Origin of the sequence: Pelagibacterium lacus (assembly GCF_003345525.1) — a bacterium.
In the GTDB taxonomy this organism is placed as follows: Bacteria; Pseudomonadota; Alphaproteobacteria; order Rhizobiales; family Devosiaceae; genus Pelagibacterium; species Pelagibacterium lacus.
The window spans coordinates 1-23,494 of the sequence record NZ_QQNH01000012.1; the positions used below are offsets into that span (position 1 = coordinate 1).

Here is a 23,494-nt window from a genome sequence, read left to right on the forward strand (position 1 = left end):
CCTCCAGATCATTGAATCTGGAAACCCATGAATCACACTCCCCGACAGAATTGAATCCTGAATGTCGATTGAACCTAGCGGCCGCCTCTTTTCGATCAGGCTCCCGAGAGGATGGAGCGCAGCCAGCCGGGAAGGTGGGTGCGCTGGGTGTTAACCTGTTGCAGCGGCAGGGCCGAGCCCTTGCCCAGCGTGCCGGAGCGGGGGAGAAGCCCCTCGGACCCGGGTTCGCCGCCCGCCGTGTCGCCCGATGAGGGCGCATCGCCGGCCAGCGCGGCGAGGAAGCTGTCGGCCCAGTTGTCGACGCTATAGGCGCGGGCCGTATCCATCAGGCTGTGCCAGCGCTCCTTGCGCTCCTCGAGCGGCATGATGACCGCCCTGCGCATGGCCTCGGCGGTCTCGTCGGCATCGAAGGGATTGACGATCAGCGCCTCGTGGAAGATCTCGGCCGCGCCGGCGAAGCGGGAGAGGACCAGGACGCCGGGGTTTTCCGGATTCTGGGCGGCGATATATTCATGGGCGACGAGGTTCATGCCGTCGCGCAGGGGCGTCACCAGCCCGACCCGGGCGAGGCGGTACAGCCCGGCCAGCGAGGACTGGGAATAGGTGCGCTTGACATAGGTTATGGGCAGCCAGTCGGGCTCGGCGAAGCGGCCGGTGACCCGGCCCACGGCGCTGTCGAGCTCGTCGGAGATCACCTGATATTCCCGGATGGTGTCGCGCGAGGGCGGGGCGATCTGGATCATGTGCACGGCGCGGCGCAGGCTGGCATTGTTCTCCAGCAGTTTCTCATAGGCGGCGATACGCTGGGGCAGGCCCTTGGAATAATCGAGCCGGTCGACGCCGAGGATGACGCCGCGCCCGTTCATGGCGCGCTCGACCTTCCGATACATCTTCTGCGCATTGGGGCTGGTGGCCAGCCGGGCGAAGGCCTCGGGGTCCGAGCCGATGGGGAAGGCCTCGAACACCGTGTCGCCGGTCTCGAGATGGAAGGGCGTGCCGCCGGCGGCGCGATACATCTCCTCATGCACGCCGAATTCGTTGAAGGCGGCGAGGTCGCGCTGGGCCTGGAAGCCCACCAGATCATAGGCCACGAGGTCCTTGAGCAGGTCCTCGTGATTGGGGATGGCGCTGAGCGCGTCGGGGGTGGGGAAGGGGATGTGCAGGTAAAAGCCGATCCGGTTGCCGACCTTGCGGCGGCGCAGCTCGGTGGCCAGCGGGATCAGATGGTAGTCATGCACCCATATGATGTCGTCGGGGCGCAGATGGGGCACCAGGGCATCGGCGAATTGCGCGTTGACCCGGCGATAGCCCTCATACCAGTGCGACTGGATATCGGTGAGATCGAGCCGCAGGTGGAAGGCAGGCCAGAGGATGGAGTTGGAAAAGCCGGCGTAATAGCCCTGGTGGTCGGCGCGGGTGAGATCGACCGAGCCGATGCGCAGGCCGTCGACGGTCTCGAATTTCGCCTGTTTCTGCGGCGTTTCGGCAAAAGCCCCGGACCAGCCGAACCAGAAGCCGTCGCGGGCGGCCAGGGTCTTCTTGAGCGCGACGGCCAGCCCGCCCGCGGCGGGGGTCTTGCCGGGAATGCGATTGGAAACGATGACGAGACGACTCATGTGACAATCCCTCCCTCGAGCGAATGGGCGCGGTGCCCCTTGGTGCGGCGGTCCCCGATCAGGGCGTCGAAATAGGCGTAGACGGCGGCGATATCGGGCAGGGTGAAGCGCGCGGCGGTGGGGCCGGCGCCGATCCTGATGCCGAAGCCGCCATGGCGCTCGGCGGCGCGGAACCCGTCCTCGTCGGTCACATCGTCGCCGATGAACACCGGGGTGCGGCCGCGAAAGGGCGGCAATTGCATGAGGGCGTCGAGGGCGCCGCCCTTGTCGGTGCCGGCGGGGCGGATCTCGACCACCTTCTTGCCGTCGATGGCTTCGAAACCGTCGCCGTCGCTGTCCAATACCGAAGCGACGGCTTCGCGCACCAGGCGTTCCTTTTCCGGCGCGGCGCGGAAATGGAGGGCGACGCCTGTCGGCTTGGGTTCGATCAGGAGGCCGGGCTCCGGGCCGAGGCGGGTTTCCAGCGCGGTGGCGATGGCGCGGGCCCGGGCGCTGGTGGCGGCGTCGAGGGGCCGGACCTGGCCGTCATGGCGCTGCTCGGCCCCATGGCTGCCGCTGACGGAAAAGGGCTGGCCGGGCAGGAAGCCGTCGATATCGGCGATGGCACGGCCGGAGATCACCGCCAGCGCCCCATCCAGCGCCGAAAACAGCGCATCAAGCCGGGTGGCGAGCGCCTCGGGGACGATCACGGCATCGGGGGTGGGGGCAATATCGACCAGCGTACCGTCGAAATCGGTAAAGATCGCCACCGGACCCGAACTGGCGTCGAGGATGGCGGAAAGATTGTCTGGCATGACCCATAAAAATGGCTGTTGCGTCGCACTCCCATCGGGAACGCCGCAAGGCGCGGGGGGTTCCCCCGGCTTGACCTGGGTTGGCCCGGCACGGTTGTTTCGCGCGCCAGGCCAGGGATCAGCGCAATGCCGCCTGCCAGGCGTGTTCCACGCAGGGATGCGTCTCGGTACCCCCCGAGCAGGCGGAGGCCGATGCTTGCGGACCGGTAAAACCGGTCCGGCTATTGGCCTGGGTGACAGTGATGATGACGATGAACAGGCTGGCCGCCAGAGCGGTCAGGCTAACCAGGCGTGGCGTGGTCATAGGTGGCCTCCCAGCACTTACCGGTTCCCCCGTGACGCCCGCCGAGCGTCACTGCGTTACCGGATCGTTAACGCCGCACACGGGGCGCAGAATGGCGCAGGAGAGGACGCTTGGCAAGTTCGCCGTGAAGGTTGGGGAAAATGGGGGCGGGAGGAAGGGGGGAAACACGACCTTGGGGGACGTTTGCATAAAACCCTTCCTCCCTATCGGGCGCAGCCGGGGACGCAGTGGCTCCGCCCGAATCGATTTGGATGGCGGTTTCCCGCATCCGGGGTTGCGGCTATGGCGACAAGCGGCGGGCCGGGGAAGGTTAGCCATTGTAACTGCGGGTAAATCGAACGGATAATTTACATGTTACATCGCCGACCCTATGGTGCCGCCCGGGAGGAACGCCATTGCCGGACGGGGGTGAGTCAGGCAGGGAGGAAGAGGAGGCGGTTCGTGCGGCGCTGGCCGAACTGACCGCGTGGGAACCCTTACGCCGTTCGCCGCAGCTTTCGGCCTTCCTCACCTATGTGGTGGTGGCCGCCCTGCGCGGTGAGGGCGAATCGATCAAGGCCTATTCCATCGCCGTCGACGTGTTCGGGCGCGGGGAGGATTTCGACCCGCAGACCGACCCGATCGTGCGTGTGCAGGCGCAGCGGCTGCGGCGCTTGCTGGAGAGGTTCAACGCGTCCGGGTTGGGGCAGTCATCGATGCAGATCGCGATTCCGCGCGGCCGCTATGTGCCGCAATTTCTCCCAAGGCAGGGTGGGGCGGACGCGGCGCCGCCCATCCCGGCGCCGGCCGGGCCGGAGGGAACGGAGCCGGCCGGCGGGAGCGGCCGGGCCGGCAAGGCGCTATGGGCGGCTGGAACCCTCGCCCTTCTCCTGCTGCTCGTGGCGCTCTGGTACTGGCCCGAACTGGGCCAGCGCACCGGCCATGCCCATGACCAGCCCCGCATGCCGCTGGTGATCGTCGAGGAATTCGAAAACCACACCGCCGACGGCCAGGCGATGCCGCTGGCGGTGGAACTGGTGACGGACCTCAACCTGTTCCCCGACCTTATGGCCCGCTATGGCGGGGCGCAGGCCGCCGTGACGCAGGCCGACATGGATAAGAGCGACGCCATTTTCATCCTGTCGGGGGTGGTGCGGCACGGGCCGGAAGGGCTGCTCTACAGCGCCATCCTGCGGCAGATGCCGCAGGCGGCGGTGCTGGCCAGCTACGAGATCGCGGCCCCGCTGGGCGCCGACAACGCCCAGTTGCAGGCCACATCGGCGCAACTCGCGATGCGGCTGGGCAATTCCAGGGGGCCGCTGCACGAAACCGTACGGGCCTGGCTGGACGGCGCTGGAGCGGAGGACGGGGTTTTCGAGCCCTATCCGTGCATGGCCGCCTACAATCTGCTGCGCTGGCGGCAGGCCCTGATCGACCCGGTGCGGGTCGAGGCCTGCGCGCGGCAGGGCATGGGGGAGGAGGATTCGGAAAGCACGGCCATCGTGGCGCTGCTCACCGCAGACCGGGGCTGGCGGCTGGGGGCCGATCTCGATGAGGGGGCGGCCCTGCTCGAGGAAGGGCAGCGCCTCGCCGACCTCGCCATCGATTTCGAGCCGATCAGCGCCTTCAACTGGGCGGCGCGCGGGTATGTGGCCTTTCTGGCCGGCGAAGTGGGGAGCGCGCGCGATTTCTACAACACGGCCATGCAGCTCAACCCGGCCATGATCGATGTGATGGCCGATTACGCCTATATCAACGCCCTTTTGGGCGACTGGCCGCTGGCGCAGAGCCTCGCCACGAGGATTTTGGAGGCCGAGGCCGATCCGCCCGATTTCTACCATACGGTGCCGACGCTGGAGGCGCTGCGCCGGGGCGATTACGCACGGGCGATCGCCCAGGGCCAGTTCATGGTGCGCAGCCTGCCCGAACTGGGCGCGGCGGTGATGGTGGCGGCGGGCGGCGCCTTGCGCGACGCCAATGTGGTCAACGCCTATATGCCGCGGCTGCTGGCCAGCGAGCGCTATCGGCGGCTGGGCATTCTGCCCGCCCTGCGCCAGCGCATTGCCGACAGCGAATTGATGCGGCGGATTTCCAGCGGCATCCTTTCGGCCGGCATGCCGCTCGACCGGCTGACCGATCCCTTCTGAGGCGAAGCGCCGGCTTTGGGGGAACGGTTATCCGACGATCACGCCCTGCCGGCATCCGGTCTCTCGCCGGCCGGTCGGAAGCGTCGCCAGAGCATGGCTCCAAACGCCACGATGATCCAGCCGAGACCGATGCCAACCAGGTCGGGCGCCAGATCGGCGAGCCGGGGATTGTTGCCGATGGTGGGCATCTGCACCACTTCCCATCCTATACCCACCACGAAGGTCAACAGCGCCGCCAGCCAGAGCCGGCCGATCCCGACCGCTAGCACAGCGAGGAGGAAGATCATGAGCATCGAGGTGATATGCGGCATCTTGGTCAGCGCGTTGGCGATGGCCGGCCCACTGATGTCCCAGTCGAAGATCGGGGCGCGATAGCCTTGTGTAGTGCGCGCCGAAGCCCAAAGGCTCGCAATGCTGATGACGGCGAAAGGCACCCAGCGTGCCACGGCCCAGCTATGTCGCATGCGTGTTTCTCTCGATTTTTCGTGTCACGGTTTCCTACGCCGAATGACGGGTTTCGGAAAGCGGCGCGTTTGCTCCCGATGACGTCGAGCGGGCCGCTTCGAAAATATCTCGAAAATCCTGCGCAAAGCGCTAGTCTGGTCCCGTGCAACGGAGGGTTCGCATGCAGGACGTTATCGACGCGCTGGAAAGACGGCGCGAGCAGGCCCGGCAGGGCGGTGGGGCAAGGCGGATCGATACGCAGCATTCGAAGGGCAAGCTGACGGCGCGGGAGCGGCTGGCGGTGTTGCTCGATCCGGGCAGTTTTGAAGAATACGACATGTTCGTCACCCATCGGGCACGCGATTTCGGCATGGGGGAGCAGGTCATTCCCGGGGATGGGGTGGTGACCGGGTGGGGGACCATCAACGGCCGGCTGGCCTATGTGTTCTCGCAGGATTTCACCGTGTTCGGGGGGTCGCTTTCGGAAACCCATGCGCAAAAGATCTGCAAGATCATGGACCTGGCCGTGCAGAACGGGGCGCCGGTGATCGGGCTCAACGATTCCGGCGGGGCGCGCATCCAGGAGGGGGTGGCCTCGCTGGGCGGCTATGCGGAAGTGTTCTGGCGCAATGTGCAGGCCTCGGGCGCGGTGCCGCAGATCTCGGTGATCATGGGGCCCTGCGCCGGCGGGGCGGTCTATTCCCCGGCCATGACCGACTTCATCTATATGGTGAAGGACACCAGCTACATGTTCGTCACCGGGCCGGATGTGGTCAAGACCGTCACCAACGAGACGGTGACCCATGAGGAACTGGGCGGGGCCTCGACCCATACGCGACTCTCCTCGGTGGCCGATGCGGCGTTCGAGAACGATATCGAGACGCTGCTGGAAGTGCGGCGGCTGTTCGATTTCCTGCCGCTCTCGGCGCGGGAGAAGGCGCCGCGCGTCCAGTCAAACGACCAGATCGACCGGCGCGAGGACAGTCTCGACACGCTGATCCCGGCCAATGCGAATACTCCTTACGACATGGCGGAGGTGATCGAGAAAATCGCCGATGAGGGGGAATTCCTCGAGCTCCAGAAGGAGCATGCGGGCAATATCCTCGTGGGCTTCATCCGGCTCAATGGCGAGACGGTGGGGGTGGTGGCCAACCAGCCCATGGTGCTGGCCGGGTGCCTGGACATCAATGCCAGCAAGAAGGCGGCGCGGTTCATCCGCTTCTGCGACTGTTTCGACATCCCGATCCTGACCTTTGTCGACGTGCCGGGATTTCTGCCCGGGGTGGCGCAGGAATATGGCGGGATCATCAAGCATGGGGCCAAGCTCTTGTTCGCCTATGCGGAGGCGAGCGTGCCCAAGGTGACGGTGATCACGCGAAAGGCTTATGGCGGGGCCTATGACGTGATGGCCTCAAAGCATATCCGTGCGGATGTGAACTATGCCTGGCCGAGCGCGGAAATCGCCGTGATGGGCGCGAAAGGTGCGACGGAAATCCTCTATCGCTCGGAGCTGGGGGACCCCGAAAGGATCGCGGCGCGGACGCGGGAATATGAGGACCGCTTCGCCAACCCGTTCGTGGCGGCGGAGCGGGGGTTCATCGACGATGTGATCATGCCGCATAACACGCGGCGGCGGGTGGCACGGGCGTTCGAGAGCCTCAAGAACAAGCAGGTGCACATGCCGCGGAAAAAGCATGGGAATATTCCGTTGTGAGGGGGGTGGGGGTGGGGCTCCACCCCTCCCCATCCCTCCCCGTCAAGGGGAGGGTGCTTCTTTGGCTTGGCGAGGGTTTCCGACAAATGGCGAATGCCGTGCCAATGCCGCAACGCGACACCTCCCCCCTTGCGGGGGAGGATGGGAGGGGGGATCGGCGAAAGCCGATCGATGAGGTGAACAAGACGCTTGCCCAACGATTGCGAGCCGTGCCCACGGATGCGGAAATCCGCATGTGGCGGCTGTTGTTTCCGTACCGAACGGGCGGATATCATTTCCGCAAGCAGGTGCAGATCGGCGCCTATGTGGCGGATTTTGCGTGTCACCATGCCAAGGTGATCATCGAGGTCGATGGCGGGCAGCATTTCACCGCAATGGGTAGGACGGCCGATGCAAAGCGGGATGGCTATCTCAAGGAGCGCGGTTACGATGTGCTGCGGTTTTCCAATATCGACGTTCTGACCAATTCGGATGGTGTCCTGATGGAGATCGACCGACATTTGCGTACCATCGAACCCCGTTTGCGGAAGGCTCAAGCCTGATGTTTTCGAAAATTCTCATAGCCAATCGCGGGGAAATCGCCTGCAGGGTGATCAAGACGGCGCGGAGGATGGGGATCGGGACGGTCGCGGTCTATTCCGATGCGGACCGCGATGGCCTGCATGTGCGGATGGCCGATGAGGCCGTCCATATCGGGGCGGCGCCGGCCAGCCAGAGCTATCTCGATATCGAAAAGATCGTCGCGGCCTGCAGGGCGAGTGGGGCGCAGGCGGTGCATCCGGGCTATGGTTTCCTCTCGGAGAACCCGGCCTTTGCTGAAAGGCTGCGGCAGGAGGGGATCTATTTCATCGGGCCGCCGGTAAAGGCCATCGAGGCGATGGGGGACAAGATCACCTCGAAAAGCATCGCCGCCGAAGCCGGGGTTTCAACCGTTCCTGGGCATATGGGGCTCGTCGCGAACGCGGCCGAGGCACGGCGCATCGCCGGGGCGATCGGCTATCCGGTGATGATCAAGGCCTCGGGAGGCGGCGGCGGCAAGGGGATGCGGATCGCGCGCTCGGACGGCGAGGTCGCAGAAGCCTTCGAGCGCTCGCAATCGGAGGCGGCGTCGTCCTTCGGCGACGATCGCATCTTCATCGAGAAATATATCGAGGAGCCGCGCCATATCGAAATCCAGGTGCTTGCCGATGCCATGGGCAATTGCATCCATCTGGGCGAGCGCGAATGCTCGATCCAGCGGCGCAACCAGAAGGTGATCGAGGAAGCGCCGTCGCCATTCCTCGACCCCGGGACGCGGGCCGAGATGGGGGCGCAGGCGGTGGCGCTGGCCAAGGCGGTCAATTATGTGAGTGCCGGCACGGTCGAATTCATCGTCGACAAGGACCGCAATTTCTATTTCCTCGAAATGAACACGCGGCTGCAGGTCGAGCACCCGGTGACCGAACTGGTGACGGGGCTGGACCTGGTCGAGGAGATGCTGCGGATTGCCAATGGCGAGAAGCTGCGCTGGCGGCAGGAGGATGTCGCGCTCAATGGCTGGGCGATCGAGGCGCGCATCTATGCCGAGGACCCCTATCGCAATTTCCTGCCCTCGACCGGGCGGCTGAAACGCTATCGCCCGCCGGCCGAGGAGGCCTCGGCGCATCTGGTGGTGCGCAACGACACCGGGGTCTATGAGGGGGCGGAGATCAGTCCCTATTACGACCCGATGATCGCCAAGCTGGTCACCTGGGCGCCGGACCGGGCCGAGGCGATCGACGGGTTGTCGGCGGCGCTGGACCAGTTCGTGCTCGAAGGGGTGGGTAACAATATCCCCTTCGTTGCCAGCGTGCTGGAACAGGAGCGCTTCCGCGCCGGGCGGCTCAGCACCAATTACATCGCCGACGAGTTCCCCGAGGGGTTTGCCGGCGCGGCGCCGGACGACGAGACACTGCTGGCCTTGGCGGCGCTGGCCTGCCGGGCGGCGTTCCAGCTCGAAACACGGGGCTTTGTCGAGCCGGGCGCCGTTACCAATGCGCATGTGATCGCCGAGCGCAGCGTCATCATCGATGGGCGGCGGTGGGATTTCTCCATTCCCAAATCCGGCGATTCCTTCGTGCTGATGACCGACAAGGGCCAGCCGTTGCTGATCGAGGATGGCTGGCAGCCTGGGGCGAGCCTGACGGCTACCGAAATCGACGGCCGCACCCTCTATGTGCGCATGGACCGGATCACCTCGGGATTTCGCATGCGCTATCGCGGGGCGGACCTCGTGGCCAAGGTGGTGCTGCCGCATGTGGCGGATTTGATGGTGCACATGCCGGAGAAGGCACCGCCCGATCTCAGCCGCTTCCTCATTTGCCCCATGCCGGGGCAGGTGGTGCGGATCGATGTCGCCGAGGGCGAGGTAGTCGAGGAGGGCCAGACGCTGGCGGTGGTCGAGGCGATGAAGATGGAGAACGTGCTGCGGGCCGAACGGCGGGCGCGGGTGAGCCAGCTCAACGCGGTGGCCGGCGACGTCTTGGCGGTGGACGCGGTGATCATGGAATTCGAGGCGGTGTGATGGAGAGGCCGCCGCGGGAGATCTGGTCCCATATCGCACAGACGGAATTGCGTGAGGTTCCGCTCGATCATCTGCGCCGCGATTATGGGGGAATCGCGGTCGAGCCGGTCTATTTCGGGGCCGATGGCGCGATCCCGGGGGTAGAGCCGTTCACGCGCGGGGTGCGGGCGACCATGTATGCCAACCGGCCGTGGACGATCCGGCAATATGCCGGCTTCTCGACGGCGGAGGATAGCAACAGATTCTACCGCAAGGCGCTGGAAGGGGGGCAGAAGGGGCTTTCGGTCGCCTTCGACCTCGCCACCCATCGCGGGTACGACAGCGACCATCCGCGCGTCACGGGCGATGTGGGCAAGGCGGGCGTGGCCATAGACTCGGTGGAGGACATGAAGATTCTCTTCGAGGGCATTCCGCTCGACAAGATGAGCGTATCGATGACCATGAACGGGGCGGTGATCCCAGTGCTGGCTATGTTCATCGTCGCGGCGGAGGAGCAGGGGGGGGCGCCGGCCGAGCTTTCGGGGACCATCCAGAACGACATTCTCAAGGAGTTCATGGTCCGCAACACCTATATTTATCCGCCCCAGCCTTCGATGCGGATCGTAGGCGACATCATTGCCTATACGGCGCGGCACATGCCGAAATTCAACTCGATCTCCATCTCCGGCTATCATATGCACGAGGCGGGGGCGACGGCAGTGCAGGAGCTTGCCTATACGCTGGCCGACGGCATGGACTATGTGCGGGCGGCGCAGGCGCGGGGACTCGATATCGACGCCTTTGCCGGGCGGCTGTCGTTCTTTTTCGGCATCGGGATGAATTTCTTCGTCGAGATCGCCAAGCTCAGGGCGGCGCGGACCTTGTGGTCGCAGATCATGACCGATCTGGGCGCGCAGGACCCGCGCTCGAAGATGCTGCGCACCCATTGCCAGACCTCGGGTGTTTCGCTCACCGAGCAGGACCCCTACAACAATGTGGTGCGCACGGCATTCGAGGCCATGGCGGCGGTGCTGGGGGGCACCCAGAGCCTGCACACCAATTCCTTCGACGAGGCCATCGCGCTGCCGACCGAAACCTCGGCGCGGATCGCGCGCAACACGCAATTGATCCTGCAGCATGAAACAAGGGTGACCGATGCGGTCGACCCCTTGGGCGGCTCTTACTATGTCGAGGAACTGACCCGGCAACTGGTGGAGAAGGCGCAGGCCTTGATCGACGAGGTGGAAGCGCGGGGCGGCATGACCGAGGCGGTGCAATCGGGCGAACCCAAGCTGGCCATCGAACGGGCGGCGGCGCTGCGCCAGGCGGCGATCGACCGGGGCGAGGAGGTGATCGTCGGGGTCAACCGCTATCGCCGCGAGGCAGAGGAGCCCATCGAAACCCTCGATATCGACAATGCAAGGGTGCGGGCGGCGCAGATCCGGCGGCTGGAAACCGTCCGGGCCGGGCGGGACGAAGCCGAATGCCGTGCGGCGCTCGACGCCCTGCGCCGTCATGCGGCGAACGCGGAGGGCAATCTACTGGAAGCCGCAATCGGCGCGGCACGGGCACGGGCGACGCTTGGGGAAATCTCCCAGGCCATGGAGGACGTGTTCGGCCGCTATGGCGCGACGACGCGGGTGCTGTCGGGGGTCTATTCCGAGCGCTATGCGGGTGATCCGGAATATGAGGCGGTTCGGGAGCGGATCACGGGCTTTGCGGCGGCCAATGGGCGGGCGCCTTCGGTATTCATCGCCAAGATGGGGCAGGACGGGCACGACCGGGGCGCCAAGGTGATCGCCACCGCCTTCGCCGATCTGGGGTTCGCCGTCCATATGGGCAGCCTGTTCGAGACGCCGCAGGAAGTGGCGGCGCAGGTCGGGGCGCTGGCCGCCGATGCGGTGGGAGTCTCCTCGCTGGCGGCCGGGCACAAGACGTTAGTGCCCGAACTGATCGCGGCGCTGCGCGCGCAGGGGCTCGGCGAGGTCGCGGTGGTGGTGGGCGGGGTGATCCCACCCGCGGACTATGATTTCCTGCGGCAGGCCGGGGTGGTCGATATCTTCGGGCCGGGCACCAATGTGCTGGAGGCCGCGCTCGCGGTCCTCAATGCCATAGAGGGGAGGCTGAGCAACCGATGATCGGCCGGGTCAACCATATCGCCATCGCGGTGCCCGATCTCGAAAGGGCGGCCCGGCGCTATCGCGACGTGTTGGGGGCGCGGGTTTCGGCGGTGCAGGAGCTGCCCGAGCACGGGGTGCGGGTGGTGTTTGTCGAGGCGGGCAACACCAAGGTGGAACTGCTTGAGCCCCTGGGGGACGATTCGCCGATCACGGCCTTTCTGGCGCGCAACCCGGATGGCGGCATGCATCACATCTGCTATGAGGTGACCGATATCGTCATGGCGGTGCGGCGCCTTTCCGAGGAGGGCGCGCGGGTCCTGGGCGACGGGCGGCCGCGCATCGGGGCGCATGGCCTGCCCGTGGTGTTCCTTCATCCCAAGGATTTCGACGGGACGCTGATCGAACTCGAAGAGGTCAAGCCTGAATTCGAAGCCTCATAGGACCTAACCGATCCTTAATCGATGTGGCCTAGGCTCTCGCCCATGACGAGCATCGGCTTCAAGAAGATGAATTGGGTGACCAAGAAATCGGCCTGGCAGGACATCCAGCTTGCCAAGCAGAAGCGAAAGGCGTCGGCCGAACGCATCAACCGGATGAATTCCGCGGCGGCGGGCTTTCAGGTCGCCCAGACCATGCAGAGCCAGGGCATTGGCGAACTGGCGGCGCAGAGTGCCCAGAGCCGCTTGCAAACGAAGGTCAAGGAAATGCAGGCCGAGATGGAACAGCAATATGCGAGCTTTTCCAAGCTGGCCTGACCCAACTCCTTGTTTTGTCTTCAGTGCCCGGCACGCGAGAAGGCGTTGATGACGACGACGCCGGCGATGATCAGCCCCATGCCGATGATGGCGGGCAGGTCGAGGGCCTGCTTGTAGAGAATCCAGCCCGCCACCGAGATGAGGACGATGCCCAGCCCCGACCAGATGGCATAGGCGATGCCAATGGGCAGCGTCCTCAGGGTAAGGGACAGGAAATAGAAGGCGGCGGCATAGCCCACGGCAACGATGATCGAGGGCACCAGATTGGTGAAGCCATCGGCGGCCTTGAGGGCCGAGGTGGCGATCACTTCGGCGATGATGGCGCAGATGAGATAGACATAGGTCATGGGGCTTCGCCCCCGAAGATCTGCCGGGCCAGCGCCTTGAAGCGGTCGCCGCGTTCCTCGAAATTTTTGAACTGGTTGTAGCTCGGGGCGCCGGGCGAGAGGATGACCGTATCGAAGATGCCGCCGGCATTGGCGAGGGCCTGCATGGCCTCGTCCAGCGTCGAGCATTCGGCGACGGGGATGGCGGTGTTCTCGGCCACCAGCCGGGCCAGCCGCATGCCGGTGACCGGCAGGCAGCACAGCATGGTGACGCTGGTCAGGCCCATGAGATTGGCGAGGTCGGCATAGTCCTGCTGCCGCTCGTGCCCGCCGGCGATCAGGGCGATCTGGCGGCCCTTATAGGCGGCGAGGGCGACCTTGGTGGCTTCGGGGGTGGTGGAGATGGAATCGTCGACAAAGAGGATATTGCCGATCTGCAGTTCCTCGAGGCGGTGGGGCAGGGGGATGAAGGCCTCGATGCCCTTGAAGATGCCCTCGCGCGTCGCTCCGGCGGCCAGCGCGATGGCGGCGGCGAGGCGGGCATTGTCATGATTGTGGGCCCCCTTGAGGCGCGACTTCATCGCCGCCATGAGGATGTCGTCGCTGAATTCGATATCGAGCGGGGGGACGTGCCGGGTGCCGGCGGGAATGGCGGCCTTGACGCGCTCGACGGTGGCGGCCTGCGGGCCGATCGCCACCAGACCGGGGCCCTTGGCGATGAGGTTGAGCTTGTCGCGGTAATAGGTGTCGAGCCCTCCATGCCAGTCCACATGCTCGGGATAGAGATTGGAGATCGCCGCGATGTCGGGGGCGAAATCGATGTCGGCGGTCTGGTAGGAGGAGAGTTCGAGGACCACTGTCCGCGCCTTGTCGGCGGCGTCGAGCGGCGGGATGCCGACATTGCCGGCGAGGATGGCGTCGATCCCCGAATGGGTCAGCATCAGATGGACGAGGGTGGCGGTGGTGGACTTGCCCTTGGTGCCGGAAATGGCGACCACGGTGCGACCCTCGCGGAAATGGGCGCCCCAGAGATTGAGGTTGGAGGTGACCGGCACGCCCTTGGTCATCGCGGTGCGGAAAATGGGCTTATAGAGCGACACGCCGGGGCTCTTGACGATGAGGCCGAAGCGGTCGACGTCATGGGCGGCCTCGGGGGGAATCCAGGTGGCGCCCTCCAGCACCGCCTCGCCGTCATCGGTGGTGACGTAGAGGTCGAGTTCGGGATAGCGGCGTTTGAGGAACGCTGCGGTCGAGCGGGCCTCGCGGCCGGCGCCATAGAGGAGGACGGGACCTTCAATGTGCATGGGGAGCCACCGCGTTTTCGACTGAGGCAGGGATGAGGTGTTCGGCGCTGTCGGCCATCAGCTCGGCATGGGCCGCTTCGAGCCGCGCGGCGCCGTAAAAGGCCTCCAGCTCGGGCCGGAGGGTTTTGACGACGATGGCATCGCGCCAGTCGGGGTGGCCGGCGATGCGCCACAGGCAGGCGGCGGCCTCGAGAATCTCGCCCACGCATTCCCAGGGCTTGTGCCCGGAGAGCCCGGTCAGCTCGCGATAGGGCGCGACGGCCGCGGGATCGTCGAGCACGTTGCGGCCGAAAATCTTGATCAGCCGATCGCGGGTCATTTCCGGCGCGAAGATGAGAAAGACGAAATGGCATTTCGGGCACTGGCCGCACCAGAGTGACCCGTCATGGCCGGCGAGGCGGAAATTGCGGTTGCAGCTGGAAAAGACGTCGTCATAGCGGGTGCTGCGCGCGAAGAGGCGGGCGATGCGGGCCTCGGAATAGGGGCGCAGCAGGGAGAAATACGCCAGAGCGCCACCAGTGGCCGATGCGAGCGTGTCGCGGATGGCGCGTTCGAAATCGAGGGATTTGGAATATTGATGATTGGCCTCGCGCCCGTCGAATTCGATATTGCCCTCGCTGGCCGAGCGCTCGTTGGAGAGGACGATGCTGGAATAGCCGTAGAGCAGCGCGGCAAGGGCGGCGATCATCGAATTGATGGCGGTGGAGGGCACGTGGCCGTTGTAATAGCCCGGCCGGCCGTTGAGCGCGATCATTTCCGGATCGAGAACCCGCTCGACGGCGATCAGCGGGTGGCCGGAGCGCTCGGCGGAGGAGAGGATGGGGCCCTTGGGGTTGACGGCGAAAAGGGTCATCTCCGCTCCGGCCGCTTCGAGCAGCTGGACGCTGACGAGGGAATCCTTGCCGCCGCCGATCAGGACGAGGGTGCGGTCGCCGAGCTCGGGGCGATCGGCGTGCGGGGGAACGGCGTCGCCCGCGAGGCGCAGCCGGCCGAAGCGCTTGAGATCGTTGCGGGCGTAGAATTCGCCGAGGCCGTTTTCATAGACGTCGATGAGGAAGCGGTGCTGTTCGGCAGTCAGCGACAGGGCGGTGGCGTCGATATCGAACGGGGCGAGCAGCTTGAAATAGCTCACCCCCAGCACGGCGGCGGTGAGATCGAGCAGGTTGCGAAAGGCCGCGGTCTGGTCGACGGCGGGGCGCAGGGTTTCGCGGGGGAAACGGAGGATTTCGGTGAAACGGTGCCCGGACAGCCCATAGGTGAACCGCGCTTCGCCGGTTTCGGGGTCGAAGCGGGGCCTGTCGATGATGAAGCTGATTTCGGTCACTGAACTGCCTTGCGCCCCCATCGGGCGCGGATTTTGAATCACGGGATTGCCGCTAATATATGCGCATTTGCAGCCGCATGGCGATGTCGTCGCCAATGCGCTGATAGCCGTATTCGCGCATCATGCACGACCAGGCGGTGCCGACCTTTTCGATGCGGAACAGATTGTAGCGCCCCGGCGCGTCATGGCCCTCGGGGGAAGCGGAGGCAGCGGCGACGCCGATGACGGGGATTTCCCCCGCCAGCCCGTCTATGGCGTTGATCGAGGAGACGTGGGTATGACCGTGCAGGATCATCTCGGCGCCCACTTGCTGGAGGACGGCGCGGAACGCGCCGGCGTCCCACAATCCCTTGCGCCGGGAGCTGGCATAGTCGGCATAGGGCGGGTGATGGATCATCACGACGCGGAAATAATTGGCGTCGCCCAGAAGATGCAGCAGCTTGCGCAGCCGCGCCAATTGCTCGGCCCCGACCTTGCCGGCGGCGAAGAAGGGCGGGGTGGCGATGGCGCTCGACACGCCCACAAGGGCGATATCGCCCAGCCGGCGGACATAGGGGAAGGGGTTCTTGTCGAGCGTCTCGCCGCGCATATAGTCACCATAGGCGGCCAGTGCGGTGTCGAGCGCGCCGCGCACATAGGCGTCGTGATTGCCGGGGATGGCGCAGACCGATTGCGGCGACCCGAGGGCGGCCAGCCAATTGGCGGCGCGGGCCGCCTCGTCGTCGAGGGCCAGATTGACCAGATCGCCGGTGATGGCGGTCATGTCGGGCGCCTCGGCCTTGAGATGGGCGATGAGGGCGGAAAGCGTGTCACGCCGCATGCCGCGTCCGCGCTTGAGCTGCCAGTTGAGCCAGCCGGTGAGGCGCTTGGACATCAGGTCCCGCAGGGCGATTCGGGGCAGCGGGGAGAGGTGGATGTCGGAAATATGGGCGAGCGTGATCATGGATCGCACTATTGCCACGGGCGCTGCGGCAAGAAAATGACCGATTGCCGCAATCGCCGCAATTTGTCATGGGGCGGGTGGACGCATGAGGAGCGCGCATGACCGACTGGTTCGACCGGCTGAAATTCTCGCTGATGCTGCGGGCCGTGGGGCTCTACAAGCACATGACGCTGGGCGCGCGGGTGGCGGTGGTCATGGAGGGAAAGGTGCTCATGGTGCGCCACACCTATTCGCCCGGCTGGCAATTGCCCGGCGGCGGGGTCGATCCGGGGGAAACGCTGGAGCAGGCGGGGCGGCGGGAAGTCCTCGAAGAAACGGGATATGCGGTCGCCGGGCCGATGCGGCTGTTCGCCATGTACCATTCGGTGCTCTATACCGACCGCGACCACGTGGCGCTGTTCGTCGTGGAGGGCGCCGAGATGGCGCGGGCGTTTGCGCCCGGCCGCGAGATCGCCGAGATCGGCTGGCTGGCGCTCGATGCGCTCCCCGACGATCTCAGCCCGTCCGCGCGGCGGCGGCTGGCCGAGATCGCCGGAGAGGCGCCCATTCATCCCAATTGGTGACTATGCACCGACATAGGCGAGGACCGGGCCTTCGGGAACGATCCGGGTCGGGTTGATGGTGATGTGGCTCCAGTAATAATGGGTCTTGATGTGGTCGATGCGGACCGTGGGGGCCACGCCGGGCCATTCATAGAGGGTCTTGAGATAGGCCTGCAGGTGCGGATAGTCGGCGATGCGCCGGATATTGCACTTGAAATGGCCGACATAGACGGCGTCGAAGCGCATCAGCGTGGTGACGAGGCGCCAATCGGCTTCGGTGGCGGCGTCGCCGGCGAGGAAGGGCTGGCGGGAGAGGATGTCCTCGACCCGGTCGAGCGCCGAAAAGAGCGCGGTGACGGCCTCGGTATAGGCCTCCTGGGTGGTGGCGAAGCCGGCCTTGTAGACGCCGTTATTGATGTCGGAATAGACCCACTCGTTGATGGCGTCGATCTCGGCGCGCTTGGCCTCGGGGTAGAAGTCGAGGGTGTTGCCGGTCAGGCCATTGAAGGCCGAATTGAACATGCGGATGATCTCCGAGCTCTCGTTGGAGACGATGGAGCCGGTCTTCTTGTCCCACAGCACCGGGACGGTGACGCGCCCGGAATAGTCGGGCATGGCCTTGGCATAGACCTGCCAGAGATAATCGGCGCCGTGGATGGGGTCCTTGTCCGAGCCCATTTCGCCGGTGAAGGCCCAGCCGGTCTCGTCGGGCATCTTGGGCGAAACGGACGACACGGTGATATGGTCCTCGAGCCCCTTGAGGGCGCGGAAGATCAGGGTACGATGCGCCCAGGGACAGGCATAGGACACGTAAAGATGGTAGCGGCCGCTTTCGGCGGCAAATCCGCCCTGGCCGGAGGGACCGGGACTGCCGTCAGCGGTGACCCAGTTGCGGAAGGCGGCCTGCGAGCGCTTGAACTTTCCGCCCGTCGATTTGGTGTCGTACCACTCGGTGGACCATTTGCCGTCGATCAACTGCCCCATGGGGATTCTCCTAAATCATCGTTGCAATGCGTAACGACAATCTAGGCCGATTGTTCGCCGGGATTAACCGCCGGATCGTGAACACCGCGTTTCCTTTCGTCCGGCATGGGGGCGGCGATGATTGTGATGGACCCGGGCGGGCGGGAATGGTACAGGAGCGATCGGCCAGTTGGAGCAGTTCACGACCATGATCCGGATCGAGCGCGATATTCGACGACTTTAGACCGCGCCCCCAGTGGCGCGATGATGCCGTCGTATTGCCCCGTTCGATATGGAATATCCGATCAATGACCGCACTTTCGCCGCTCGCGGCCGAGACCATCCCTACGCCTGACGCCCTGTCCATCCGGCCGGAATTGCCCGAGGACGATGGCTGGATCGAAGCCCTGCACGAGATCTCGTTCGGGCCCGGACGCTTCGCGCGTGCCGCCTACCGGGTGCGCGAGCGGATCGGCGTCGACCCGTCGCTCTCCCATATCGCCGAGGTCAAAGGCGAGCGGGCCGCATCGGTGCGGATGACGCCCATCGCCATCGGCGGGGTGAAGGGCTATATGCTGGGTCCGCTGATGACCGACCCGGCTTACCGCAAGCAAGGCGCCGGGCGGGCGTTGGTGCGCCATGTGTGCGACCTCGCTTTGGCGCGGGACGGTATTGCCTTTGTGCTGCTGGTGGGCGATTTTGCCTATTATGGTCCGCTGGGCTTCGAAAAGACCGTGTTGCGGGCCATCCGGTTTCCCGGCCCGGTCGATCCGGAGCGTGTCCTGGTGCTGGCACCGGATGCGGGGCTGAAGGATGTGCTGGCCGGCAATGTGGGGCCCTGGGTTTAATAGGACACGGCATCTATGAGGTTTGACGGCGATATCGCGGCGATCGCTTCGCGGTTGCTGCTGCACCCCGAGCCCATGCCGGATGCCCATGATCTGGTTCCCGATTTCCAGCTTCAGGAACTCGACGGGCGGCCGCCGGTGCCGGCGGCGGTGCTGATTGCGCTGGTGCGCCGGCCGATGGGCTATACGGTGCTCTATACCGAGCGGGCGACGGGCCTGCGCAAGCATTCGGGGCAGGTGGCGTTTCCCGGCGGGCGGATCGACCCTGAGGATCACGACGCGAGCTATGCGGCGCTGCGCGAGGCCAATGAGGAGATCGCGCTCGATCCGCAGGATGCCGAAGTGCTAGGGTTCATGCCCTATTATTATACCGGCACCAATTATTTCATCACCCCTGTGGTGGCGGTGGTCGAGCCCAGCGGGCCGTTCATCCCCAATCCGGGCGAGGTCGACGCAGTCTTCGAGGTGCCGGTCGAGACGCTGATGGCGCCCAAGAGCTATGGCCACTATCGCCTGCATTTCCAGGGGCAGGTGCGCCAGAGCTGGCAGATCGACCATGGGGGGCACCGCATCTGGGGGATCACCGCCAATCTCACGCGCCGGTTCCGCGATCATGTGCTGACCGGGGAGGCAGGCCATGCGCCGTGACGCGGCGCTGGCGCGGCTGCGCGGGGCGGGCTGGCTGGGCCGGGCCCGCCCGTTTCTCGCCGTGCTGGATGGCGAGTTGGGGCGGACGCGGGCGGTAGGCGGCATCGTCCGCGACACGCTGCTCGGCCGCGAGCCGGGGGGCGCCGATCTCGACCTCGCCACCGAACTGCTGCCCAAGCAGGTGGTGGCGCGGGCCGAGGCCGCCGGGCTTACGGCGCATCCCACCGGCATCGACCATGGCACGGTGACGCTGGTGCTTGAGGGGCAGACGGCGGAGGTGACCACGCTGCGCCAGGACGTCGAGACCTTCGGGCGCAAGGCGCGGGTGGCGTTCGGCACCGATTGGCGGCGGGATGCGGCGCGGCGCGATTTCACCATGAACGCGCTCTATGCCAATGGCGACGGCACGCTGTTCGATCCGCTTGAGGGATTGGAGGATTGCCTGGCCGGCCGGGTGCGGTTCATCGGCGATCCCGATGCGCGCATCGCCGAGGACCGGCTGCGGGTCTATCGCTATTTCCGTTTCGCCGTGACCCATGGGGAACAGGCGTTCGACCCGCCGGCGCTGGCGGCATGCGAACGGGCGGCGGGGACGCTGGACCTCGTCTCGGCCGAGCGGGTCGGGGCCGAGATGCTGCGCCTCCTGGCCGCGCGCCATTGCGCGCTGACGCTGGAGACCATGGTGCGGATCGGGGTGCTCGATCGGGGGCTGTTCGATGCCGAAACCCTTCACGCCCTGTGCCGGCTCGAAGGCCTTGCGGCGCCCGCCGGCGTTGGGTCCCGGCTGGGGCTGATGGCGGCGCGGGGCGGCGGGCTCGACCGCATGCAGGGGTTGTGGCGGCTGTCCAATGCGGTGATCGCGGGGGCGCGGGACCGCGCCGAGGGGGCGGCGCTGGCGGCGAGGGAGCATTGGGCCGAACTGGGCTATCGCCATGGGCCGGAGGCGCTGGACGCGCTGCTGATCGCCGCGGCCCTGGCCGACCGGGAGGACGGCTGGGTGCGAGCGGGAATGGAGCGGGCGGAGCCGTTTGTCGGGCGAAAATTCCCCATAGGGGGCGCCGACCTGATCGGCATCGGGTTCGCGCCGGGGCCTGAGCTCGGCGCGGTGCTGGCCAGGCTGGAAGCGGCCTGGCTCGAGAGCGATTGCGTTCCGGACCAAGCGGCGCTGCTCGCCCTGGCGCGTGGGTGGAAGCGGTAACATGGATTGGGGGCAAGTGTTACCGCTTCCACCCATCGATGCCCGCCGCGCCGCCGAAATCTCCGGCAATTGAACTTTCGGCCTATGGCGGTTCAAGCAGGCCGGTCTTCTGCTGCAGTGCAATCAAGCGGTGCCGGAAAACGGCGGTGGAGGAATCATGAACAGTTTGCGTAAAGGCGCTCTTTGGGGAGCGGCTTCGGTTCTCGTGCTCGGCGCGCTGGGGGGCGGTGCCCTGGCCCAGGATGCGGCCTATCCGCATGAGGACGAGCCCATCGGTACGGTGGAGCAGATCTATGACGGGGCGCTGGAGCCCGATTTGGCCGTCAACACCTTCCGCAACATCCATCGCCTATTCCCCACCCGGGTGATCGCGGCGGGGGATACGCCCTCGGAACTACCGGTGGCGGCCGAGCAGATGGGCAATGTCCGCGCCCAGATCGGCGGGCGGACCTATGACCTCTATGATTTCCTCGCGGCCAACAGCGTCACCGGCATGCTGGTGCTCAAGGATGGCGAAGTGGTCTATGAGACCTATCAGCGGGGCAATACGCCCGCCACGCGCTGGATGTCCATGTCGGTGGCCAAGTCGATCACCTCGACCCTGGTGGGGGCGGCGATCCAGGACGGCTATATCGAAAGCCTCGATTCCCAGGTGGTCGATTTCGTGCCGGCGCTGGCCGGCTCGGCCTATGACGGGGTGACGGTCCGCGACGTGCTCATGATGTCCTCGGGCGTCCAGTGGAACGAGACCTATACCGATCCGCAATCGGACCGCCGCGACCTGTTGCGGGCGCAGATCGCGCAGGAGCCGGGCGGGGCCATGGCGGTGATGGCCGCCCTGCCGCGCGCCGCCGAGCCGGGCAGCGTCAACAATTACAGCACCGGCGAAACCCAGGTGCTGGGGGAAATCGTCTATGGTGCCGTGGGCCGGCCCCTCTCGGACTACCTCTCCGAGCAGATATGGGTGCCCTATGGCATGGAGGCGGACGCCGTGTGGTGGCTCGATTCCCCCGATGGGGTGGAGATCGGCGGCAGCGGGCTCAGCGCCACGCTGCGCGACTTCGCGCGCTTCGGCCAGTTCTTCCTCGAAGGCGGGGTGATCGATGGCGAGCAGGTGCTGCCCGAGGGCTGGACCGAGGAAGCCAGCACGGCCAAGACGCTGAGCAATGGCGACCCGCTCGACTATGGCTATATGTGGTGGACGGGATGGACCGAGCCGGCCATCGCCGATGGCGCCTATATGGCGATCGGCATCCAAGGGCAGGCCGTCTATATCAACCCGGCCAAAAATATCGTGATCGCCGTGACCGGGGCGCAGTCCAAGCCCACCGGCCAGGAGCACATTTCCTATCTCGACTATTTCGACGCGATCGCCGCCGAACTCTGAGGCCACACGCACTATCCCCCCCGGTCCCTGGCCGGGGGGCATGACGTCAGCCCGCCACGAGTTTGTTCCGCCCCTCCGCCTTGGCACGGTATAGCAATCTGTCCGCGGCCTCGATCAGCTTGGGAAAGGTATTGCTGGTCGAGCACGCAAGGCCGATGCTGGCGGTGACAGCGAGGCCGGGCGACAGGACGGCCCAGTCGCATTCCGCGATCTTCAGGCGGGCCTCTTCGGCCTCGACGCTTGCCTCGGCAAGCGATTGATCGACAAAGAGCAGGGCGAATTCCTCGCCCCCGAGCCGGAACGCCGTCAGCGCACCGCATTGTGCCAGAATTTCCGCAGTCTTTCTGAGAACGGCATCGCCAACCACATGGGAGTGGTTGTCGTTGACGGCCTTGAAGCGATCCAGATCAAGGATGGCCAGGCAGAACTGCGTGTCCTCCAGCTTCAGGAGCGCTGCCTCGAAGCTGCGCCGGTTGGGAAGCCCGGTGAGGACGTCGTGCTGCGCCTGAAAGCGGAGCGTCGTGGCCTCGTCCCGAAGTTTCTCATTTTCCAATGTGCTCTCGACATGTTGCGCGCGGCGGCGGGTCGTCTCGCCCATCTGGGCCTCGAAAGCCGCGTGGAAACGCTTGTAGTGCCTGAGCGCTGCCTCATGGTCGCCCAGGGCTTCGAAGACCTCGGCTAATCTGCGGCTCGTATTGGCCTTGTGATCCGCCTGCTTGTGGTTTTCGGCAAGGTCGGCGGCCGTCTGGCAAACGGCGAGTGCTTCGTGAAGGCGATCCGCCTTGGTCAGCAGTTCCCCGCGCGTGTAGAGATAGTGAATCCGCGATCGCAGGCCGATGTCGCCAGGCAGTTGCAGCCATCGGTCGAGATAGTGTTCCCCCAGGCCGATCTCGCCCAGGCAGACATGATATTCGGCGCCGTTGCACAATGCGGTACGCAGATTCCACAAATCCCCACACCCCGACGCCGTGGCGATCGCCAGATTGTTTGTCGCAATGGCCTTGATGCGCCATGCGTGCCCCGCTGCCGTATCGCCCGCCAGTTCCGCCGCTTCCGCAAGAGACACCTGGGAGTAGGCGAGGTTGGTCAGAACCAGGGATCGGAGCGAGGGCGCTTCGCCAGGCCGCAGGGTCTCGAGCGCCTCCTCCAGAAGCGGAAGCGCCAGATGGTCCTGGCGGCAATAGAGATAAGTGACGGCCTTGGCGTTGCGGGCAAACGCCAGGACGTCCCGATGGCCCTGGCGCTCGGCCAGGTCGAGCCCGTGCGCCGCCTCGATAAAGGCTTCGTCGACAAGGCCCATCTCGACGAGCAGCCAGCTGAGGATGGAACTGGCGATGGCCTGACCGCGTATGTCTCGGAGCTTGACCCAGGCCCGCTTGGCCGCGATCGCGGCGTCATGGCCCCGATCGGGCAGGCCCAGTTGCAGGCAGAACCAGGCGATCTGGCTCGACGCTTCCGCCGCCGCCCTGTCGTCTCCCGCGATATCGGCCAGACGAGACAGCAAACCAGCCGCGACCAGCCCCGACTGGCAATTGCCGGTGTTCCCCATTGCCCAGCACCGATCCACCAGTCTGGCCAGGGATCGATCAGCGACCGGAGGTTCTGTCGACAAATCGT

At 65.7% G+C, this 23,494-nt stretch carries 22 protein-coding genes; 12 read left to right on the forward strand and 10 right to left on the reverse strand.

Annotated elements, in window-relative coordinates:
- Window positions 1-95: 95 nt before the first annotated feature.
- The 3 genes from DVH29_RS09740 to DVH29_RS16195 all read right to left on the reverse strand — a co-directional run bounded on the left by DVH29_RS09740 (window position 96) and on the right by DVH29_RS16195 (window position 2,714).
- Window positions 96-1,616, reverse strand: a complete 1,521-nt coding sequence (locus DVH29_RS09740) for an alpha,alpha-trehalose-phosphate synthase (UDP-forming) (RefSeq protein ID WP_114645985.1) — start codon at window positions 1,614-1,616, stop codon at window positions 96-98.
- Entirely contained in the window at window positions 1,613-2,410 is a 798-nt protein-coding gene (gene otsB, locus DVH29_RS09745) for a trehalose-phosphatase (RefSeq protein WP_114645986.1), read from the reverse strand. The genes DVH29_RS09740 and otsB overlap by 4 nt, the downstream gene beginning before the upstream one ends.
- 118 nt (window positions 2,411-2,528) lie before the next feature.
- Window positions 2,529-2,714: a hypothetical protein gene (locus DVH29_RS16195; protein ID WP_147276053.1), complete on the reverse strand. Its 186-nt coding sequence runs from the start codon at window positions 2,712-2,714 to the stop codon at window positions 2,529-2,531.
- A gap of 395 nt (window positions 2,715-3,109) precedes the next feature.
- Between DVH29_RS16195 and DVH29_RS09750 the strand changes: the two genes are divergently transcribed.
- A complete protein-coding gene (locus DVH29_RS09750; RefSeq protein ID WP_114645987.1) occupies window positions 3,110-4,840 on the forward strand; it encodes a tetratricopeptide repeat protein in 1,731 nt (576 codons plus the stop codon).
- A gap of 38 nt (window positions 4,841-4,878) precedes the next feature.
- Here the strand turns inward: DVH29_RS09750 and DVH29_RS09755 are convergent, their stop codons facing one another.
- On the reverse strand, window positions 4,879-5,304 hold the full coding sequence (locus DVH29_RS09755) for a hypothetical protein (RefSeq protein WP_114645988.1): 426 nt from the start codon (window positions 5,302-5,304) through the stop codon (window positions 4,879-4,881).
- A 161-nt stretch (window positions 5,305-5,465) separates the two neighbouring features.
- Between DVH29_RS09755 and DVH29_RS09760 the strand changes: the two genes are divergently transcribed.
- From DVH29_RS09760 to DVH29_RS09785, 6 genes are all read left to right on the forward strand, one after another.
- Entirely contained in the window at window positions 5,466-6,998 is a 1,533-nt protein-coding gene (locus DVH29_RS09760; RefSeq protein WP_114645989.1) for an acyl-CoA carboxylase subunit beta, read from the forward strand.
- 86 nt (window positions 6,999-7,084) lie between these two features.
- Complete coding sequence (locus tag DVH29_RS09765) at window positions 7,085-7,540, forward strand: endonuclease domain-containing protein (protein WP_114645990.1); 456 nt, start codon at window positions 7,085-7,087, stop codon at window positions 7,538-7,540.
- Window positions 7,540-9,540: an acetyl-CoA carboxylase biotin carboxylase subunit gene (accC, locus tag DVH29_RS09770; RefSeq protein WP_114645991.1), complete on the forward strand. Its 2,001-nt coding sequence runs from the start codon at window positions 7,540-7,542 to the stop codon at window positions 9,538-9,540. The genes DVH29_RS09765 and accC overlap by 1 nt, the downstream gene beginning before the upstream one ends.
- Window positions 9,540-11,657 (forward strand): methylmalonyl-CoA mutase, encoded by a 2,118-nt coding sequence (scpA, locus tag DVH29_RS09775; RefSeq protein WP_114645992.1) that lies wholly within the window; start codon window positions 9,540-9,542, stop codon window positions 11,655-11,657. Before accC ends, scpA begins: the two co-directional genes overlap by 1 nt.
- Window positions 11,654-12,079 (forward strand): methylmalonyl-CoA epimerase, encoded by a 426-nt coding sequence (mce, locus tag DVH29_RS09780; RefSeq protein ID WP_114645993.1) that lies wholly within the window; start codon window positions 11,654-11,656, stop codon window positions 12,077-12,079. Before scpA ends, mce begins: the two co-directional genes overlap by 4 nt.
- A gap of 42 nt (window positions 12,080-12,121) precedes the next feature.
- Window positions 12,122-12,394 carry a hypothetical protein gene (locus DVH29_RS09785; RefSeq protein ID WP_114645994.1) on the forward strand — a complete coding sequence of 91 codons (273 nt, stop codon included), beginning with the start codon at window positions 12,122-12,124 and terminating at the stop codon, window positions 12,392-12,394.
- 20 nt (window positions 12,395-12,414) lie between these two features.
- On the opposite strand, the gene DVH29_RS09790 is transcribed toward DVH29_RS09785, so the two are convergent.
- From DVH29_RS09790 to DVH29_RS09805, 4 genes are read right to left on the reverse strand one after another with little or no spacing between them, the layout of a single operon-like run.
- Window positions 12,415-12,741, reverse strand: a complete 327-nt coding sequence (locus DVH29_RS09790; protein WP_114645995.1) for a DMT family transporter — start codon at window positions 12,739-12,741, stop codon at window positions 12,415-12,417.
- The gene (murD, locus tag DVH29_RS09795; RefSeq protein WP_114645996.1) at window positions 12,738-14,024 is read right to left on the reverse strand and encodes a UDP-N-acetylmuramoyl-L-alanine--D-glutamate ligase; all 1,287 of its coding nucleotides are present in this window, start codon (window positions 14,022-14,024) and stop codon (window positions 12,738-12,740) included. The genes DVH29_RS09790 and murD overlap by 4 nt, the downstream gene beginning before the upstream one ends.
- Window positions 14,014-15,348: a MurL-like N-terminal domain-containing gene (locus tag DVH29_RS09800; protein ID WP_114645997.1), complete on the reverse strand. Its 1,335-nt coding sequence runs from the start codon at window positions 15,346-15,348 to the stop codon at window positions 14,014-14,016. The genes murD and DVH29_RS09800 overlap by 11 nt, the downstream gene beginning before the upstream one ends.
- A gap of 52 nt (window positions 15,349-15,400) precedes the next feature.
- Entirely contained in the window at window positions 15,401-16,291 is an 891-nt protein-coding gene (locus tag DVH29_RS09805) for a metallophosphoesterase family protein (protein ID WP_114645998.1), read from the reverse strand.
- A gap of 98 nt (window positions 16,292-16,389) precedes the next feature.
- Between DVH29_RS09805 and DVH29_RS09810 the strand changes: the two genes are divergently transcribed.
- On the forward strand, window positions 16,390-16,854 hold the full coding sequence (locus tag DVH29_RS09810; protein ID WP_199562565.1) for an NUDIX domain-containing protein: 465 nt from the start codon (window positions 16,390-16,392) through the stop codon (window positions 16,852-16,854).
- Here DVH29_RS09810 and DVH29_RS09815 read toward each other — a convergent pair whose 3' ends face one another.
- Entirely contained in the window at window positions 16,855-17,817 is a 963-nt protein-coding gene (locus tag DVH29_RS09815; RefSeq protein ID WP_114645999.1) for a glutathione S-transferase family protein, read from the reverse strand.
- Between the two features lie 287 nt (window positions 17,818-18,104).
- Here DVH29_RS09815 and DVH29_RS09820 point away from each other — a divergent pair, with 287 nt between their 5' ends.
- The 4 genes from DVH29_RS09820 (at window position 18,105) to DVH29_RS09835 (ending at window position 21,877) form a co-directional block, all read left to right on the forward strand.
- Complete coding sequence (locus tag DVH29_RS09820) at window positions 18,105-18,644, forward strand: GNAT family N-acetyltransferase (RefSeq protein WP_114646000.1); 540 nt, start codon at window positions 18,105-18,107, stop codon at window positions 18,642-18,644.
- Window positions 18,645-18,659: 15 nt separating this feature from the next.
- The gene (locus DVH29_RS09825) at window positions 18,660-19,292 is read left to right on the forward strand and encodes a CoA pyrophosphatase (protein ID WP_114646001.1); all 633 of its coding nucleotides are present in this window, start codon (window positions 18,660-18,662) and stop codon (window positions 19,290-19,292) included.
- The gene (locus DVH29_RS09830) at window positions 19,282-20,490 is read left to right on the forward strand and encodes a CCA tRNA nucleotidyltransferase (RefSeq protein ID WP_114646002.1); all 1,209 of its coding nucleotides are present in this window, start codon (window positions 19,282-19,284) and stop codon (window positions 20,488-20,490) included. Before DVH29_RS09825 ends, DVH29_RS09830 begins: the two co-directional genes overlap by 11 nt.
- A 157-nt stretch (window positions 20,491-20,647) precedes the next feature.
- Window positions 20,648-21,877: a serine hydrolase domain-containing protein gene (locus DVH29_RS09835; protein ID WP_114646003.1), complete on the forward strand. Its 1,230-nt coding sequence runs from the start codon at window positions 20,648-20,650 to the stop codon at window positions 21,875-21,877.
- Between the two features lie 46 nt (window positions 21,878-21,923).
- Here DVH29_RS09835 and DVH29_RS09840 read toward each other — a convergent pair whose 3' ends face one another.
- Complete coding sequence (locus tag DVH29_RS09840; RefSeq protein WP_158541627.1) at window positions 21,924-23,426, reverse strand: tetratricopeptide repeat-containing diguanylate cyclase; 1,503 nt, start codon at window positions 23,424-23,426, stop codon at window positions 21,924-21,926.
- Window positions 23,427-23,494: the final 68 nt, after the last annotated feature.

Coding starts and splice junctions, on each gene's coding strand:
- mce (WP_114645993.1), top strand. CDS start 11,654: ATGATCGGCCGGGTCAACCATATCGCCATCGCGGTGCCCGATCTCGAA.
- DVH29_RS09810 (WP_199562565.1), top strand. CDS start 16,390: ATGACCGACTGGTTCGACCGGCTGAAATTCTCGCTGATGCTGCGGGCC.
- murD (WP_114645996.1), bottom strand. CDS start 14,024: ATGCACATTGAAGGTCCCGTCCTCCTCTATGGCGCCGGCCGCGAGGCC.
- DVH29_RS09755 (WP_114645988.1), bottom strand. CDS start 5,304: ATGCGACATAGCTGGGCCGTGGCACGCTGGGTGCCTTTCGCCGTCATC.
- DVH29_RS09790 (WP_114645995.1), bottom strand. CDS start 12,741: ATGACCTATGTCTATCTCATCTGCGCCATCATCGCCGAAGTGATCGCC.
- DVH29_RS09840 (WP_158541627.1), bottom strand. CDS start 23,426: ATGGGGAACACCGGCAATTGCCAGTCGGGGCTGGTCGCGGCTGGTTTG.
- DVH29_RS09740 (WP_114645985.1), bottom strand. CDS start 1,616: ATGAGTCGTCTCGTCATCGTTTCCAATCGCATTCCCGGCAAGACCCCC.
- otsB (WP_114645986.1), bottom strand. CDS start 2,410: ATGCCAGACAATCTTTCCGCCATCCTCGACGCCAGTTCGGGTCCGGTG.
- DVH29_RS09765 (WP_114645990.1), top strand. CDS start 7,085: ATGGCGAATGCCGTGCCAATGCCGCAACGCGACACCTCCCCCCTTGCG.
- scpA (WP_114645992.1), top strand. CDS start 9,540: ATGGAGAGGCCGCCGCGGGAGATCTGGTCCCATATCGCACAGACGGAA.
- accC (WP_114645991.1), top strand. CDS start 7,540: ATGTTTTCGAAAATTCTCATAGCCAATCGCGGGGAAATCGCCTGCAGG.
- DVH29_RS09760 (WP_114645989.1), top strand. CDS start 5,466: ATGCAGGACGTTATCGACGCGCTGGAAAGACGGCGCGAGCAGGCCCGG.
- DVH29_RS09825 (WP_114646001.1), top strand. CDS start 18,660: ATGAGGTTTGACGGCGATATCGCGGCGATCGCTTCGCGGTTGCTGCTG.
- DVH29_RS09785 (WP_114645994.1), top strand. CDS start 12,122: ATGACGAGCATCGGCTTCAAGAAGATGAATTGGGTGACCAAGAAATCG.
- DVH29_RS16195 (WP_147276053.1), bottom strand. CDS start 2,714: ATGACCACGCCACGCCTGGTTAGCCTGACCGCTCTGGCGGCCAGCCTG.
- DVH29_RS09830 (WP_114646002.1), top strand. CDS start 19,282: ATGCGCCGTGACGCGGCGCTGGCGCGGCTGCGCGGGGCGGGCTGGCTG.
- DVH29_RS09820 (WP_114646000.1), top strand. CDS start 18,105: ATGACCGCACTTTCGCCGCTCGCGGCCGAGACCATCCCTACGCCTGAC.
- DVH29_RS09805 (WP_114645998.1), bottom strand. CDS start 16,291: ATGATCACGCTCGCCCATATTTCCGACATCCACCTCTCCCCGCTGCCC.
- DVH29_RS09815 (WP_114645999.1), bottom strand. CDS start 17,817: ATGGGGCAGTTGATCGACGGCAAATGGTCCACCGAGTGGTACGACACC.
- DVH29_RS09835 (WP_114646003.1), top strand. CDS start 20,648: ATGAACAGTTTGCGTAAAGGCGCTCTTTGGGGAGCGGCTTCGGTTCTC.